This window comes from Myxococcus sp. AM011, assembly GCF_013372595.1.
Lineage (GTDB): Bacteria > Myxococcota > Myxococcia > Myxococcales > Myxococcaceae > Myxococcus > Myxococcus eversor.
In genome coordinates this window covers 1-14,259 of sequence record NZ_JABXEM010000038.1, presented here as the reverse complement: position 1 = coordinate 14,259, position 14,259 = coordinate 1, and the positions used below count along the sequence as shown (strand labels likewise).

The window sequence follows — 14,259 nt, the reverse complement described above, 5'->3', positions numbered from 1 at the left end:
TCACCTGCGCCGGCGTGGATCCACGGCCGGGGTGAACGAGAGCACATCGCTTCGCGTTCCCCACGTGCAAGTTAAGCATGCTGGCCGTCCGGCTGCTCGCGGGCCTGTCAGGCGGAGGACGACTCTCTCAGGAGGTGAGACATGCGGGCGTAAGCAGGCGAACGCTGGGCGCGGGCTTTCGACCGGCTCAGGACTCCGCGCTGTCGATGCCGAAGATACGCAGCGCGTCGGAGGCATAGGTGTCGAGTTGTCGCTGTGTCTCGGCGGCGTCCCACCCCACGCGGGGGGCGATGACCTCGGCGGCCACCTGGGCGGCACCTCGGCCCAGGTCCCGTGTCTCGAAGGCGACCTTGAGTCGGCGGATGAGCAAATCCGAGAGCGAGTGGACGAACTCGTGGGTGACGCCCCACACGGCCTCGGCGGCGCGGTACGGCAGACCTTCGGCGAGCGGACGAGCCAGCGAGGCGTCCTCGCGCGTGAGGGCCCACACCCGGCGCCAGCGGCTGCCGTAGGCGCGCACCAGGTGAGCGGCGGTGGCCGCGTCGCCCACCGTCTCGCGCGCGGCGGCCAGCTCCGCGTCCATGCTGGGGATGTCTCCGCCGGGCAGCGGGAGCGTCTCGGTGGGCGACTTGCGACGAGGCTGCCCGAGCTGACGCTCCACGGCGTCCACGACATCGCGAGCCATGACGCGGTAGGTGGTGAGCTTTCCGCCGCTGATGGCGAGCACGCCGGTGGGGCTCACGTCGATGTGGTGCTCGCGGCTGGCGCTGCCCGGGTCTGCCTGGGTGCCATGGTAGCCGGTGGCGGAGAGGGGGCGGATGCCGGCCCAGGCGCTGACGACATCGGCGCGGGTGAGGTGGGCTTCGGGGAAGAAGGCGTTCGCGGACTCGAGGAGGTACGCGACGTCGGTCTCACTGGCGCGCACCTCGGCGGGGTGGGCTCGCGTGTTCGTCTCCGTGGTGCCGATGATGGTGAAGTCGTCGGCGGGCAGCACGAACATGACGCGGCCGTCCTTGGGGGACAGCAGGGTGAGGGCATCGCGGTTGCCCAGCCGTTCGCGAGGGACGGCGACGTGGACGCCCTTGCTGCCGCGCACCGCGTGCACGTTGCCGCCGGAGGCGTCGAGCTTGCGAATCTCATCGCTCCACGGGCCGGTGGCGTTGACGATGGCGCGAGCGCGCACCGTGATTTCCTGGCCGGTGAGGTGGTCGACGACGACGGCGGCGCGGGCGTGTCCGTCCTCGACGATGAGGCGTTGCACGGAGGCGTGATTGAGGACGACGGCGCCGGCTTCGGCGGCGCCCAGGGCGTTGGCCAGGGTGAGGCGGGCGTCGTCGGTGGCGGCGTCGTAGTAGCGGGCGCCGCCCTTGAGGGCGTCGGTGCGGAGGGCGGGCTCGGCGGCGTGGAGCTGCTCGCGGTTGAGGCGCTTGTAGCCCTTCACGTTCCGGAAGAGGGAGAGGGCGTCGTAGAGCATGAGGCCCGCGTTGAGCTTCCAGCGAGGCACGCGAGCGCCGGCATAGACGGGCCACACGAAGGCGAGCGGGCGCACCAGGTGGGGCGCGAGCCTCAGCAGGCGCTGGCGCTCGATGCTGGACTCGAAGACGAGGCCCAGGTGGCCGTGCTCCAGGTAGCGCAGGCCGCCGTGGATGAGTCGGGACGAGCGGCTGGACGTGCCGCTGGCGAAGTCCTCGCGCTCGACGAGGGCGACCTTGAGTCCTCGGAGGACGGCATCGCGCGCGGAGCCAGCGCCGGTGACACCGCCGCCGATGATGAGGACGTCGAACTCCTCGGTGGCCAGGGACTTCAGCCGCTCGGAGCGAGGCTTCGTCGGTGGGATTTCCCCTTCGGTGGACAACTGGCGCAGCGCCGCGGATTCAGAACGCACGTGCTGATTGTAGTGACGGACCGCCCTCGGTGACACGGGAATCAATGCGCCGCGTCAAGCGGGCTACAGCACCCACATCCCCGAGGGGGACTGGTGGACAACCTCCTGGGTGGAGTGACGAGGCGACGGCGGAAGGCTCGTCCCAGGGGGAGGACGAGGGCGAAGGAGCCCAAGGACCGTGGAGTCGACCTCAGGCGGGCACACCGGGCGACGGTGGGCACGTTCCTGAACCACGGAAGAGGTAGGCGCAAACTACGAGGGCGAAGCATCCGAACGGTGGGCGCTGTACCGCCCCATGGGGGCCGGGAGCGCCATGACTCACGGGCCTCACACACCCAAACGAGGAGTTCAGTGCGGCCCCTTGAGCGCACGACGCGCGGGCCTCACACACCCAAACGAGGAGTTCAGTGCGGCCCCGCGAGGCGCCGTGAGCGCAACGACTCGCGGGCCTCACACATCCGAACGAGAAGCTGAGTGCAGCCCTCCGCGAGGCGCCGTGAGCGCACGACGCGCGTGCCAGGCCACGCGGGCCGCACAGCCTCCGGCCGGCGGGCGCTGCTTTCCGGGCGTTGTGAGATCACACACGGGCCACACATCCGGACAGCGTGCCCTGTCCGTATAGAACGCCGACATGGGTCCATCAGCACGGGTAGAGCACCGGGACGACCACTCCCGGGCAAGGACATCGAGGCGTCATCGTCGCGCCTGGCCCATCGACATCCGCGCGGCACAACGAGCGACACGCGCGGGTGAATCGCCGACTCCAGCGGCCTGGCGAATCACTCCAGCGCCGTCGTCATCCGAACTCCCTGGTCAGGAGAAGCGGTGCGCGAAAGCCGCGCGGTCCGAGCACGAGACTCGACTGCTGAGTCCTCGAGTGAATCGGGCTCCACGCCGCGAAGCCACCCGGGTGCACCCGAGCGAACGCGCCTGCATGTCATTGATTGCAGTAACTCGTGGACACCCAGACCGCGGTTGCCTTGCGCGCACGGAGGAAGCCGGGTAGGAGGCGGCCACCGTCCCCTGCTCCGCTGACCACTCCTTGCTGAATCCCCACGACCGACGAGACCTCGCGAGCCTGGGCCTGATGGTCCTGGTGTACGGGCTTGCCGTCGCGCCGGTGTTGCACGCGGTGGTGGGCCACGCGGGTGGGCTGGGTGGTTCGGCGCATGTCCACCGTCATGGCGGAAAGGCCCACTCCCACGAGGCCCGAGCCGAGACCTCTTCCCTGTCGCCAGAGCAGCCTCGGAAGACCGACGGTCAGAAGAACGAGCGGCACGGTCAGGAGGGGCACAAGCACCTGACCGGCTCGGTGGAGCACCTGAGCGCGGTGGCGACGACCTGGGCCGTGGTCCATGTGCCCGTGGTGCGCTGGGTCTCCTGGACGACTGAAGTCGCACGCGGGCCCGCTGTCGCGCCCGGAGCCTCGCCGAGACCCACGGCGATGCCACAGGGCCCGTAGTCCAGCCCCCCATCACCACAATCCATCGAGCGTGAGCCCGGTGCTCTCGCGCACGTGTGCGCGGAGTGAGCACGAGGTCTTTCACGCGTCATCGCACATCGCTTCCCGTCTCCACGACGGCGGGCTGTCACGGCGATGCGCCAGCGGTGTCACGCGAGCAGTCCGCGTGAGCGAGGGCGCAGGAGCGTGAGCTGTCCCGCCGTGGGTGCCTCCATGTCCGTGCGTGTCCTGGCAGTGCTGTCGACATGTCTTCTCGCGTGGTGTCTGCCCTGCGTCGCCAAGGCGCAAGAGGCCGACGCGCGGCCGGAGCACCAGCCCCGCGTGACGAACACGGAACCCACGAGTGAGCACGAAACCAACCCGAAGGAACAGGACCCCACCACCGCGGACGCACCGCTCCCCCCGGAATCACAGCCCGTGGGGAACACGGTGGTCCAAGGCACGAGGACCCCACGAAGCGCTTCAGAAGTCACGCTCGGCCGAGACATCCTGGATGCGGCCCCGCGAAGCAGCGCCGTCGACCTGTTGCGCGCCATCCCGGGGATGGTGGCCTCGCAGCACAGCGGTGAAGGCAAGGCCCACCAGCTCTTCCTGCGCGGCTTCGATGCGCTGCACGGCCAGGACGTGGAGCTGGACGTCGCGGGCCTGCCGGTGAACGAGGTGAGCCACATCCACGCGTTGGGCTACGCGGACACCAACTTCGTCATCCCGGAGGTCGTCCAGTCGATTGAAGTCACGGAGGGTTCGTATCGCGCGTCGCAGGGCGACTTCGCGGTCGCGGGCACGGTGCGGATGGACCTGGGCGTGAAGGAGCAGGGCGTCCACTTCGCGGGCACGCTGGGGCAGTACCGTCAGCGTCGCCTCGTGGCCACGGTGCGGCCGGGAGACGACCCGGCAACCTTCGCGGCGGTGGAGCTCGGCGAGGGCAAGGGCTACGGCTCGCAGCGAGGCTACGGCCGGGCGTCACTGCTCGCGCAGGCGACGACGCGCCTCGGAGACGGGCTCACCGTGCGAGCACTCGGCGCCAGCTACGTCACGCGCTTCGACTCACCGGGAGTCGTGCGAGAGGACAACCTGCTCACGGGCAACAGCGACTTCTTCTCCGCGTCCACGCCGCGCCAGGGAGGCACGGTGTCGCGACACCAGCTCCTGCTCGGAGTGGACCTCCCCCGAGCAGGCAAGGGTCGCACGAAGCTGGAGCTCTTCGGCGTCATCTCCGACCTGCGCCTGCGCAACAACTTCACGGGCTACCGGGTGGACGACCGGGGCGACGGACTGGAGCAGACGAATGACGCCACGGTGCTGGGAGCGCGAGCGGAGCACCGCCGCAACGTGACGACGTTCGGTCGCCCCGTGACGCTGGAGCTCGGCCTGGGCGCGCGGCGGGACGGCGTGGAGCAGTCACAGCGTCGCTATCGAGAGTCGGACGGCACGTTCTTCTCCGACGAAGTGGACGCGCGCTTCACACAGACGAACGTCTGGGGCTGGGCGGAAGGAAGGATGTCGCTCGGCCGCTGGGCGCTGCGGCTGGGAGGCCGAGCGGACGCGTTGGGCGTGGAGGTCTTCGACGCGCTCGCGTTCCGGGACCCGCGTTTCTACGACGGGCAGGGCTATTCGCGCAGTGCCTTCGGCATGCACCTGGGCGCGAAGGCGGGCCTGGAGTACGCGCTGTCCGATGGCGCGGAGTCGTGGAGGTTCTTCGCCAGCTATGGAGACGGCTTCCGCTCTCCCCAGGCGCGAAGCCTCTCCGAAGGAGAGCGAGCCCCCTTCGTCTCCGTGCACGGCGCGGAATTAGGAGCGAGGAAGGACGGCGAGCGATGGGCCGCGCAGCTCAGCGCCTTCGGCTCGCAGGTGGAGAACGACTTCTTCTTCGACCACACGGTGGGCACCACCGTGTACACGGGCGAAACGTTGCGCTCGGGGGTGACGGCCTCGCTCCAGGCGCGTCCCCTGCCCGGCTTCGTCGCGGCGCTGAGCGGCACCGTGGCGCACGCGTACGTGACGGCGACGGACACGCTCTTGCCCTACTTCGCGCCGCTCGTCGCCAGGGCGGATGTCGGCTGGGAGCGGCCGGTGGAGTGGCTGGGAGGCGAAGGCACCCTGTTCTCCATCGGCACGGGCCTGACGTTCCTGGGTCCACGTCCGCTGCCCTTCGACGAGCGCAGCCAGGCGGTGTTCCTCGCGGACGCGGAGATGGCGCTGCGTCGAGGGGAGCTGGGCTTGCGTCTGGAGGTGCGCAACCTCCTCGACTCGCGCTGGAGGGATGGCGAGTTCGTCTACAGCTCGCGCTTCAACCCGAGCGCCCCGGCCAGCCTCGTGCCAGCCAGACATTTCACCGCGGGGTCGCCTCGGATGGCCTCGCTCACCTTGGAGGTCCATCTATGAAGCGCAGAAACATGCTGAGAGGCGCATTGGCCGTTGCCGCCGCGTCCTCTCTGTCGTTCTTCGGCTGTGGCAGCGAGGCGGAGCGGCGCGCCTTCCCCGTGGAGGTGACGGCGACGACGTTGTCGGAGGAGCGCAATGAGCGCGGGTGGCGCATCGTCCTCGACTCCGCGCACGTCTCCGTGGGCCCGGTGCGTTTCTTCGAGGGCCGCGTGTTGCTGTCGAGCCGCCCCACCCCGCGCTTCGACTGGTACTCGCTCATCGGCGGCACGGCGCACGCACACCCGGGCCACTACATACCGGGCGACGCGCTGGGCGAACTGCTGGAGACGCACACAGTGGACCTGCTCGGCGCGGTCAGCGTCCTGGGCACGGCGAGCGCGGTGACGGGAGAGTACGGCTCGCTGGAGCTGACGCTCACGACACCCATGGAGACGCAGGGCGCATTGCAAGGCCACGCGGTGCGAGTGGTCGGCACGGCGACGAATCCGGATGGAGGCCAGGTGCGTTTCGATGTGAACGCGGACCTGCCCAAGCCGGTGGCCGGCGTACGCTTCGAGAAGTCCCTCGGGATGGAGACGGGCCGGGTACGCCTCACCGTGGACCTGAGGAAGTGGCTGGACCGCATCGACTTCGCCACCGCGACCGACCCGGACGCGGATGGCGTCTACACCTTCCCCGCCGACAGTCAGGCGCGCAATGCGCTGCTGCGCGGCGTGGAAGACACAACCGCCTACGTGGTGACGTGGGAAGAAGGAGCCATGCAATGAGGAACTGGATGCTGGGGTTGTCGTGCCTGGGGCTCGTCGCGTGCAGCGATGGCACGGGCAACGTGACGTTCACCACCTACGGCGAGGACTTCATCGAGAAGGAGATTCCCGCCGCGGTGGGCGAGGAGGCGGGCTTCGTCGATGGCTGGACGGTGCGCTTCCAGAAGTTCGTCGTGGTGCTGAGCGAGGTCAAGGTGGAGACGCACGACGAGGTGGCCGCGCAGCAGTCGCAGGCCCGTGTGTTCGACGTGCACAAGCCGGGGCCCGTGGTGGTGGAGTCCTTCAAGGACCTGGACGCGAAGGAGTGGGACCGCATCAGCTACGCGATTGCGCCGGTGGCGAGCGCGGTGACGGGCAACGCGGACGCGGCGGACGTCGAGCGGATGAAGACGGATGGCCTCAGCGTGCGCGTGGTGGGCACCGCGACGAAGGGCGGCGTGACGAAGCAGTTCGACTGGGGTTTCACGACGAACACCCTCTACGAGCACTGCGAGAGCCCGGAGCTGGGCGCGGGCGTGACGGTGCCCAAGGACGGAGAGGAGACGGTGCAGCTCACCATCCACGGCGACCACCTCTTCTTCGATGACCTGCAGTCGCCGGACGCGAAGATGCGCTTCGACGCGATGGCGGCGGCGGACAAGCTGGGCATCGCCGGGGCGGACGGCGTGGTGACGCTGGAGGAACTGGCGGCGGTGGACCTCACGGAGCTGCCGGCGGAGCAGTACGGCACGGGGGGCGCGGGCAACGTGCGCAACCTGCGCGACTTCGTCACGGCGCTGGTGCGCACGGCCGGCCACTTCCGGGGCGAGGGCGAGTGCTCGCCCAAGTCCCGCTGAGCTGAGCTTCCGTCATTCCATCTCCGGTGCTCTGGTCCGGCCGGAGATGGGATGACGTTTGGGCGAAAACGGACTTCAGTGCTTCGAGGGGTCCGGACGTCCGCCGCCGCTGGACGAGCCACCCGGCGTGGTGGACGGCGGGTTCTTGCTGCCTCCGTGGTTCGGGTTCATCGTGTTGGAGCGGTTGTCCTGCGCGGACTTCTGCGAGGGGTTGTTGGGATTCTTCGAGTCGGAGCGCTGGTCATTCGCGCTCGGCGTCTTGCCACTTCCCTTGTTGCCCATGGGCGAGGCCTCCAGATGCTCGAGTAAGGAGTGCTCGAGCGGGACGCACCGTAGAGAGTGGCTCGCGAGGGAGCACTCGACCGACGGGCTCGCCACGCTGTCCTGAAGCGTACGTCCGCGCGGTGCGTGCCCCGCGTTGCGCGCCTCCGTTCGCACGTGCGGGGATGGCGATGCGCGCCCGAGTGCCTACCTCCCATCCACGGAGGTGATGGGCGTGATGAGGACGATGACCTATGAGCGCAGCGGCCGGACGAACACGGCGGCCCAGGCACTGAAGGTGGAAGGACTCAAGCACCTGTGGGTCCTGGAGCAGGGAGAGGTGGTGTCGGAGCGAGACCTGACGCCCCACGAGGCGCGGAGCCTCGGGCCCCTCCTCGAGGAAGCGACGCGGCAGCCGGCGCCCGCGGTGCTGGTCCCCCAGGCGGGAGGGCCGGACGGCCTCGCGGTGACGCTCGCGTTCGAGGACGAGGAGTCCCCTCGGGTCCGCCTGGCCGCGGAGCGACTGCCCGCGCGCGGAGCGGGACCGCACTACGACGCGCTGCTCGGCGAGCTGGACGCGCTGCTGACGAGCGAGCTGCACGCCCGGGCCCCACGGCACGCGCACGTGGTGCTGCCGCATCAGCTTCGACAGGAGGAGTAGCGCCTCACGCGGAGGCGTCGACGGTGGCGGCGCTCTCCAGGGGCAACCGGACGATGAAGGAGGAGCCGGCGTCGGGTCGGCTCTCCACGCGGATGTCGCCGTGGAGGGCCTCGACAATCTGCCGGACAATCCACAGGCCCAGGCCGAAGCCGCTGTAGTGGCGTTGGGACACGGCGCGCTCGAAGCGGTGGAAGATGCGGGCCTGGTCCTCGGGAGCGATGCCGATGCCGTGGTCCTTCACGCACAGCCGCGCGAAGTCTCCTTCGCGGGTGACGTGGACCTCCACGGGCCGCTGCGCGCCGTACTTGAAGGCATTGGAGAGCAGGTTGGTGATGACCTGCTCCACGCGCACGCGGTCCCAGGAGCCCACCAGGGGCTCGTCCACCATGAGGCGCAGCGAGCACCGCGCACCCGCGGCATCCTCCTGGACTCGGGAGACCAGGTCCTGCGTGAGGGAGGACAGGTCCACCGGCTCGCGACGCAGGTCCAACCGTCCCGCGCGGATGCGCGACACGTCGAGCAACGTCGAGACGAGCTGATGGAGCTGCGTCATGGAGCGCAGCGTGCTCTCGACGCGGCGGTGCACGAGCGACACGGCGCCCTCGGGGTCCGTCGCGGGAGCGGCGCGCAGGAGGAACTGGAGTTGGAGTTGGACGGAGGTGATGGGCGTGCGCAGCTCATGGCTGGCGATGGAGAGGAACTCGTCACGGGCCTGGACGGCCTCGCGCAGGTCACGAGCCAGGTCTTCGGCGGCGCGTCGAGCCACGACCAGCCCCGTGACTTCCACGGCCACGGCCATGACGCCCTGGATGACTCCGCGAGCATCACGCCAGGGTTGCCAGGTGAAGTCATGGAACCGCTGCTGTCGGGAGAGCGCGGGGGTGACGTAGGGAGAGGTCGACGCCAGGGGCACTTCACGTCCGGAGAAGGGCCGCCCTTCGCGGTAGACCTCATCGAGGAGGCTCAGCATGCCCGGGTCCATGGCCGGCTGGACGTCGCGCAGGGGCTTGCCGATGGCGCCACCGTCGACATCCAGCAGGGCGCGCGCCTGGGGGTTGAGCAGCGAACAGACGTGGTCGGGACCCTGGAAGACGGCGATGGCGGCGGGAGTCTGCGTGAAGAGGGACTCCATGCGCTCGCGCTGCGCCTGGGCTTCTCCCAAGGCGGCGTGTTCGCGTTCGAGCAACCGAGAGCGCTCCAGTTCGAGCTGCCGGCGTGACGTCGCATCGCGGAACATCCACACCGCGCCAGGGTCCTCGCCGTCGCGGCCCTTGAGTGGGGCGATGCACTCCTCGATGGGCAGCTCCCCCCCGTCACGTCGCTTCAGGGCGCGGGGCCACTGGGACCAGGTCGCGAGCGGCGTCGGGGGTCGGATGGTGGGGAAGGAGCCGGACTCGGGGCGGGAGCGCAGCACCTGGGACAGCGGCGCGCCGATGGCTTCTTGTTCCGGACATTGGAGCAGTTGAGCGGCGGCGGGATTGAGGTAGCGCACGACGCCATGGGCATCCGTGGCGAGGACCGCGTCGCCAAGGCTTCTCAGCAGGCGGGCCTCCAGCGGCTCTCCGGGAGGCGCCACGGTTCCATTCGAACGCCGTCCCGCCAGGAGGGCGACGAGCCCGCCGACGGAGAGGAACAGGGCGATCTCCAGGACGGCGGTGGCGACGGGATTCGCGGAGGTATGGGAGACAACGGCGAACGAGCCCAGCAACGTGGCCACCCACGCGGGGCCGGCGCCACCGACGAGCGCGGCGACGAGGACCGCGGCGATGGAGAGGAGGACCCCCAGGGACGTCGGGAGGGGCCCCAGCAGCCACGGGACGGCCCAGGCGGCGCCCGCGCAGAGTACGGCCACGCCATGTCGGGCCCACACCGGGCGCCCGAAGGCGGACGTACTGATATGGAGAGCGTGCGCACGCATCGGACGGCGTCTCGCTTCCTGGACAAAGGCTTCACACACCGGATGACAGGAGCGGGGGGAGGCTCTCGAGCCGACAGTCTGTCGGTGCTGATCTTCACCTGGACGCGCGGTGAAAGGCAAACACGGGGGAGGCGGGGAGATCTGCTTCCGCGCCACTTGTGACAAAGCATGAACAATAAGCAGACGAGCAGGCAGCGGTGAGTGGAGGCACGAGGAGGAAGGCAGGTGTGGTTGCCGAGTGCCTCGCGTTCTGTGAAGAGGGAGACATGACGCGAGTGCGGTTCTCCGTGCACCGCACGGTAGGAGAGGCGCGGTTGCTGGCGGGAACGCTGGAAGCCGAGGGAATGTCCGTGGAGGTGCGTGGCGAGGCCCTCGTGCCACTGAGCGGAGAGATTCCGAGCGGTGAGACGTGGGTGGAGCTATGGCTGCTGCCCGGCGACGTGGAGCACGCCCAGGGCGTGGTGGCGGAGCTGAAGAAGGACGAAGAGGAAGCGTCGCGCACGGTGGAGTGCCCCGGCTGTCGCGAGGAGAACCCCGGCAACTTCGAGCTGTGCTGGAGCTGCGGGGTGGAGTTGCCGAGGGGTCTTCGGACGAGACTTCGCGCGGTGTGAGCGGCGGCGCCTGCCCGGGGAGATGAAGAGGTGCGGAGGATGGAAGCCGAGCAGCCAGCGCCGGTGGAAGACGCGCGCGAGGGGCATGTGGACAACTTGGCCAGGCCGTCGCCCAGGCGTCATCGGGGTCTGCGCGGCATGGGGGTCGTCTGCGCCGTGGCGGTCCTGCTCCACCTCATCCCGCTCCTGCTGCCCAGGAACATGCCGGAGCAGGAGCTGGCCATCGCGCGGGTGACGCAGGGGGTGGACACGCGGGTGAAGCTGCTGCTCCCGCTGCGAGCGCACCCGAAGGCGACCCCCGCCGAGCTGCGTGAAGCAGCCGAGTTGCTCCTGGCCGGAGCGCCCGCCGAGGCGCGCGAGCTGGCGCAGGAGGCGGAGCGACGCGAGCCGGCGGCGGTGGAGACGCAGTTGTTGCTCGCGCGAATCTGTGACGCGGAGCGGATGGAGCGGTGCGTCCGCACCTCGCTGGAGCGGGCCGCGCAGGTGGCACCGGGAGACCCGAGGCCGGAGGTCTTGCGAGCGGAGTTGAAGGAGAAGAGTGGAGACACGGTGGGAGCCGCGGAGGCGATGGGCGTCGCGCATGGCAAGGCGCCGGCGGACCCGCTCATCGGCTTGCGGTATGCGCGGCTCTTGAGCGCGGCCGAGCGGCCCACGGAGGCCCTGGCGGTGCTCGCGGGGTTGCAGGGGAAGGTGCCGCGAGCGCGGCTGCTGGTGGAGCAGGGGCTGGTGTTGAGCGCGGACCGGAAGGACAGCGAGGCGGTGGCGGTGTTCCGCAAGGCCACGCAGGAGGACCCGAGGCTCTCATTGGCGTACTACGAGCTGGGCCTGGCTTTGTTCCGCGTGGGGGACGTCGAGGCCGCGCAGGAAGCCTTGAGACAGGCGGACCGGCTGGACCTGTCGAGCCCCAAGTCCCTCGCGGCGCTCTGCGCGCTTCAACTTCAAGCCAGGCTCATTGACGAAGCACGACTGACGCGGATGGACCTGGAGCGACGCTTCTCGGGGCGGATGGAGCTGATCCGCCAGTCATGCAGCATCCCCTGATGCCGATACATCGAGCCGGTTGCCGAGGCTCGGTTCCTCCAGTCACGCAGCATCTCCCCTGAGCCGAGACATCGAGCGCGTCACCGAGGCTCGGCTCCCCCAGCCTTACGACATCCCCCCGAGGCGATACATCGAGCCGTCACCGAGGCTCGGTGCCTCGAATCTGACGAAGCATCCGCGCGGAGGCCTTGACCTCGGAGTCCACCGCGCCGTCGACCCGCTCGGTGCGGACGACGGCCTGGAGGTAGGCAAGCGCCTCGTCATCGCGCTGCTGCTGGAAGAGGAACTCTCCGAGCGCGAAGCGGGCACGGGTCAGCAGGATGAGGTCGTCCGCGGCGACGGAGGCGTCGATGGCATCACCGAGGGCGGACTCCGCCAGCTCGGGTTGCCCGCGAGCGAGGAGGTCTCGAGCCCGCTGGAGGTGTTCCTGGACGTTCATGGCGAGACGGGAGCGTGTGGCGAGGGGGGACGACGAGGGCTTCTCCAGGGTAAGGGTAGGCCCCATGGACGAGAAGCGCATCGCCGAGCTGGAGATCCGCTACATGCAGCAGCAGGAGACGCTGCAGGAGCTGAGCGACGTGCTCTATCAGCAGCAGCGTGTCATCGAGGCGCTGCGGGTGGAGCTGGACATCCTGAAGAAGAAGCTGGAGGCGGAGCCCGGGCTGGTGGATTCCCGGCAGCACGAGCGTCCGCCCCACTACTGAGGCCTCAGAACTTGTAGGCCAGGCGCAGGCCGATGACGGGGTCGGGGTCCAGGTAGCCCACCTCGACGCCGATGCTGGCCGCCTTTCCCTGCAGGCCGAAGCCGAAGGCCGCGTGGGCTCGGAGTGCGTCTCCCCGGTCGATGACAATCCAGGGGCCGACGAGCCCCTCCACGTAGATTTTCGCGCTGGCGATGTTGGCGCGAATGACGAGGTCCAGGGGGATGCCCACGTCATTGCCATCGGTGATGAGTGACGCGCCGAAGCGGGCGCCAACGGAGACAGGCCCCGCGATTCGGCCTTCCACACCGAGCAGGAAGCTGAAGGCCGCGCTCTGGTCAATCCAGTAGTCGGCTCCGAGACCGACACGGACCGTGGCGGCTTCCGAGCTCATGGGCGCGACGGAGAAGCCAGCCGCGAGCAGAACACCGAGCGAGGGACGAAGCAGCTTCATGCGGGAGGCTCCTCTGCCTGAGGGGGGCCACCCACTCAAGCAAGCCAGGCGGAGCGAGGCCAGTCACACGAGAGGTTCCTTCCGTCATTCCGTCGCTTTTTCCGCGCAGTGAACCAACGTCAACGGAACACCGACAGCCTCAACGGACCTGCCGTCGCTGGGCGGAATGCAGATAGCACCCCGTTCACGTGTGACGGCCCAGAGCGCCGTGCGGTGAGAGCGGCGGCATGAAGCAAGGTCCGCCGTTAGGAGGCTCCGCATGAAAGCCATTCGCTATCACGAGGTAGGGGGGCCGGAGGTCCTGCGCCTGGACGACGTGCCCGAGCCGACGCCAGGTCCCGGTGAGGTCCGCATTCGAGTGAAGGCGGCGGGAGTGAACTTCGCGGACACGGAGCGTCGTCGTGGCCTGTACGACGCGAAGTCACCGTTGCCCAGGATTCTGGGAAGCGAGGCCGCGGGAGTCGTCGACATGGTGGGGCCGGGGGCCGACGCGCAGTGGGTGGGTCGCCGGGTGGTGGCCCTCGCCCTCCAGAGCTATGCGGAGTTCGCGACAACCTCGGAGCAGGAGTTGCTGGAGCTGCCCGAACATGTCTCCTTCGAGGAAGCGGCAGGGCTTCTGGTGCAGGGGCTCACGGCCTGGCATTTGATTCACACCTCGGCCCAGCTCCGGCCCGGACAGCGAGTCCTGATTCACGCAGCGGCAGGAGGCGTCGGGCTCCTCGCGATACAGCTCGCGAAACAAACAGGAGCCACAGTGCTCGGAACCGTCTCCACGGAGGGGAAGGCCAGACTCGCGCGCGAGGCAGGAGCCGACGACGTCTTCGTCTACGGAGGAGCCAGCTCGGTGGCGGAGTGGGTTCGCAAGCTCACTGACGGAAGCGGAGTCGAGGTGGTGCTGGATTCCGTTGGAGCCAGCACCTGGGAAAGCAGCCTCGAGTCTCTCGCCCCCTTCGGTCACCTGGTGGCGTACGGAAGCGCGAGTGGACACCCGCCCCTCGTGGACGTAGAGGCGCTGTATGCAAGGTCATTGAAGATCAGTGCCTACTGGCTGCGCACGCCGCACCCACCGGCCCTGCAGCGCCGGGCGCGAGAGGCCCTGGGCCAGGCATTGGGGAAAGGGCAGCTGCGGGTGACGCTGGGACTGGTGGTGGGGCTGGGAGAGGCGGTGCGGGCGCACCAGCAGCTCGAGTCACGCGCGACGGTGGGCAAGGTGGTGCTGCGGGTGCCCTGAAAGCCAGGCGCGGGCTACCGGGCACGAAAGAGGCGCCTCGAGTCCC

At 69.3% G+C, this 14,259-nt stretch carries 14 protein-coding genes; 9 read left to right on the top strand and 5 right to left on the bottom strand.

The features are described 5' to 3' along the window. Positions 1-187: 187 nt before the first annotated feature. Positions 188-1,885, bottom strand: coding sequence for a glycerol-3-phosphate dehydrogenase (gene glpD / locus HUW62_RS10565; protein WP_163865897.1), 1,698 nt, complete (start codon positions 1,883-1,885; stop codon positions 188-190). Between the two features lie 1,042 nt (positions 1,886-2,927). Here glpD and HUW62_RS10560 point away from each other — a divergent pair. The 4 genes from HUW62_RS10560 to HUW62_RS10545 all read left to right on the top strand — a co-directional run bounded on the left by HUW62_RS10560 (position 2,928) and on the right by HUW62_RS10545 (position 7,335). Continuing rightward, positions 2,928-3,347: a hypothetical protein gene (locus HUW62_RS10560; RefSeq protein WP_176434343.1), complete on the top strand. Its 420-nt coding sequence runs from the start codon at positions 2,928-2,930 to the stop codon at positions 3,345-3,347. 213 nt (positions 3,348-3,560) lie between these two features. Then, positions 3,561-5,732, top strand: a complete 2,172-nt coding sequence (locus tag HUW62_RS10555; RefSeq protein WP_217911248.1) for a TonB-dependent receptor — start codon at positions 3,561-3,563, stop codon at positions 5,730-5,732. Further along, a complete protein-coding gene (locus HUW62_RS10550; protein ID WP_163865896.1) occupies positions 5,729-6,499 on the top strand; it encodes a hypothetical protein in 771 nt (256 codons plus the stop codon). The genes HUW62_RS10555 and HUW62_RS10550 overlap by 4 nt, the downstream gene beginning before the upstream one ends. After that, positions 6,496-7,335 (top strand): hypothetical protein, encoded by an 840-nt coding sequence (locus tag HUW62_RS10545; RefSeq protein ID WP_163865895.1) that lies wholly within the window; start codon positions 6,496-6,498, stop codon positions 7,333-7,335. Before HUW62_RS10550 ends, HUW62_RS10545 begins: the two co-directional genes overlap by 4 nt. A gap of 75 nt (positions 7,336-7,410) precedes the next feature. Here the strand turns inward: HUW62_RS10545 and HUW62_RS10540 are convergent, their stop codons facing one another. Beyond that, positions 7,411-7,617 carry a hypothetical protein gene (locus HUW62_RS10540; RefSeq protein ID WP_163865894.1) on the bottom strand — a complete coding sequence of 69 codons (207 nt, stop codon included), beginning with the start codon at positions 7,615-7,617 and terminating at the stop codon, positions 7,411-7,413. Between the two features lie 217 nt (positions 7,618-7,834). On the opposite strand from HUW62_RS10540, the gene HUW62_RS10535 reads away from it, so the two are divergent. Beyond that, a complete protein-coding gene (locus HUW62_RS10535) occupies positions 7,835-8,257 on the top strand; it encodes a hypothetical protein (RefSeq protein ID WP_163865893.1) in 423 nt (140 codons plus the stop codon). 4 nt (positions 8,258-8,261) lie between these two features. Here HUW62_RS10535 and HUW62_RS10530 read toward each other — a convergent pair whose 3' ends face one another. Continuing rightward, the gene (locus HUW62_RS10530) at positions 8,262-10,109 is read right to left on the bottom strand and encodes an ATP-binding protein (RefSeq protein WP_176434342.1); all 1,848 of its coding nucleotides are present in this window, start codon (positions 10,107-10,109) and stop codon (positions 8,262-8,264) included. Positions 10,110-10,441: 332 nt separating this feature from the next. Here HUW62_RS10530 and HUW62_RS10525 point away from each other — a divergent pair, with 332 nt between their 5' ends. Both HUW62_RS10525 and HUW62_RS10520 read left to right on the top strand, forming a co-directional pair. Further along, positions 10,442-10,786, top strand: a complete 345-nt coding sequence (locus HUW62_RS10525) for a hypothetical protein (protein WP_163865891.1) — start codon at positions 10,442-10,444, stop codon at positions 10,784-10,786. A gap of 39 nt (positions 10,787-10,825) precedes the next feature. Then, positions 10,826-11,827 carry a tetratricopeptide repeat protein gene (locus tag HUW62_RS10520; RefSeq protein WP_163865890.1) on the top strand — a complete coding sequence of 334 codons (1,002 nt, stop codon included), beginning with the start codon at positions 10,826-10,828 and terminating at the stop codon, positions 11,825-11,827. A 139-nt stretch (positions 11,828-11,966) separates the two neighbouring features. Here the strand turns inward: HUW62_RS10520 and HUW62_RS10515 are convergent, their stop codons facing one another. Beyond that, positions 11,967-12,266, bottom strand: coding sequence for a hypothetical protein (locus HUW62_RS10515; RefSeq protein WP_163865889.1), 300 nt, complete (start codon positions 12,264-12,266; stop codon positions 11,967-11,969). A 64-nt stretch (positions 12,267-12,330) separates the two neighbouring features. On the opposite strand from HUW62_RS10515, the gene HUW62_RS10510 reads away from it, so the two are divergent. Beyond that, positions 12,331-12,531: a SlyX family protein gene (locus tag HUW62_RS10510; RefSeq protein ID WP_163865888.1), complete on the top strand. Its 201-nt coding sequence runs from the start codon at positions 12,331-12,333 to the stop codon at positions 12,529-12,531. A 4-nt stretch (positions 12,532-12,535) separates the two neighbouring features. Here the strand turns inward: HUW62_RS10510 and HUW62_RS10505 are convergent, their stop codons facing one another. Beyond that, positions 12,536-12,982 carry a hypothetical protein gene (locus HUW62_RS10505; RefSeq protein ID WP_176434341.1) on the bottom strand — a complete coding sequence of 149 codons (447 nt, stop codon included), beginning with the start codon at positions 12,980-12,982 and terminating at the stop codon, positions 12,536-12,538. 259 nt (positions 12,983-13,241) lie between these two features. Between HUW62_RS10505 and HUW62_RS10500 the strand changes: the two genes are divergently transcribed. Continuing rightward, positions 13,242-14,213 (top strand): quinone oxidoreductase, encoded by a 972-nt coding sequence (locus tag HUW62_RS10500; protein WP_176434340.1) that lies wholly within the window; start codon positions 13,242-13,244, stop codon positions 14,211-14,213. The last annotated feature ends 46 nt before the right edge of the window (positions 14,214-14,259 follow it).

Excerpts from the sequence above, each read along its gene's own strand:
- HUW62_RS10555 (WP_217911248.1), top strand. The coding sequence starts at position 3,561 with ATGTCCGTGCGTGTCCTGGCAGTGCTGTCGACATGTCTTCTCGCGTGG.
- HUW62_RS10520 (WP_163865890.1), top strand. The coding sequence starts at position 10,826 with ATGGAAGCCGAGCAGCCAGCGCCGGTGGAAGACGCGCGCGAGGGGCAT.
- HUW62_RS10500 (WP_176434340.1), top strand. The coding sequence starts at position 13,242 with ATGAAAGCCATTCGCTATCACGAGGTAGGGGGGCCGGAGGTCCTGCGC.
- HUW62_RS10515 (WP_163865889.1), bottom strand. The coding sequence starts at position 12,266 with ATGAACGTCCAGGAACACCTCCAGCGGGCTCGAGACCTCCTCGCTCGC.
- HUW62_RS10525 (WP_163865891.1), top strand. The coding sequence starts at position 10,442 with ATGACGCGAGTGCGGTTCTCCGTGCACCGCACGGTAGGAGAGGCGCGG.
- HUW62_RS10535 (WP_163865893.1), top strand. The coding sequence starts at position 7,835 with ATGAGGACGATGACCTATGAGCGCAGCGGCCGGACGAACACGGCGGCC.
- HUW62_RS10540 (WP_163865894.1), bottom strand. The coding sequence starts at position 7,617 with ATGGGCAACAAGGGAAGTGGCAAGACGCCGAGCGCGAATGACCAGCGC.
- HUW62_RS10545 (WP_163865895.1), top strand. The coding sequence starts at position 6,496 with ATGAGGAACTGGATGCTGGGGTTGTCGTGCCTGGGGCTCGTCGCGTGC.
- HUW62_RS10510 (WP_163865888.1), top strand. The coding sequence starts at position 12,331 with ATGGACGAGAAGCGCATCGCCGAGCTGGAGATCCGCTACATGCAGCAG.
- HUW62_RS10550 (WP_163865896.1), top strand. The coding sequence starts at position 5,729 with ATGAAGCGCAGAAACATGCTGAGAGGCGCATTGGCCGTTGCCGCCGCG.
- HUW62_RS10505 (WP_176434341.1), bottom strand. The coding sequence starts at position 12,982 with ATGAAGCTGCTTCGTCCCTCGCTCGGTGTTCTGCTCGCGGCTGGCTTC.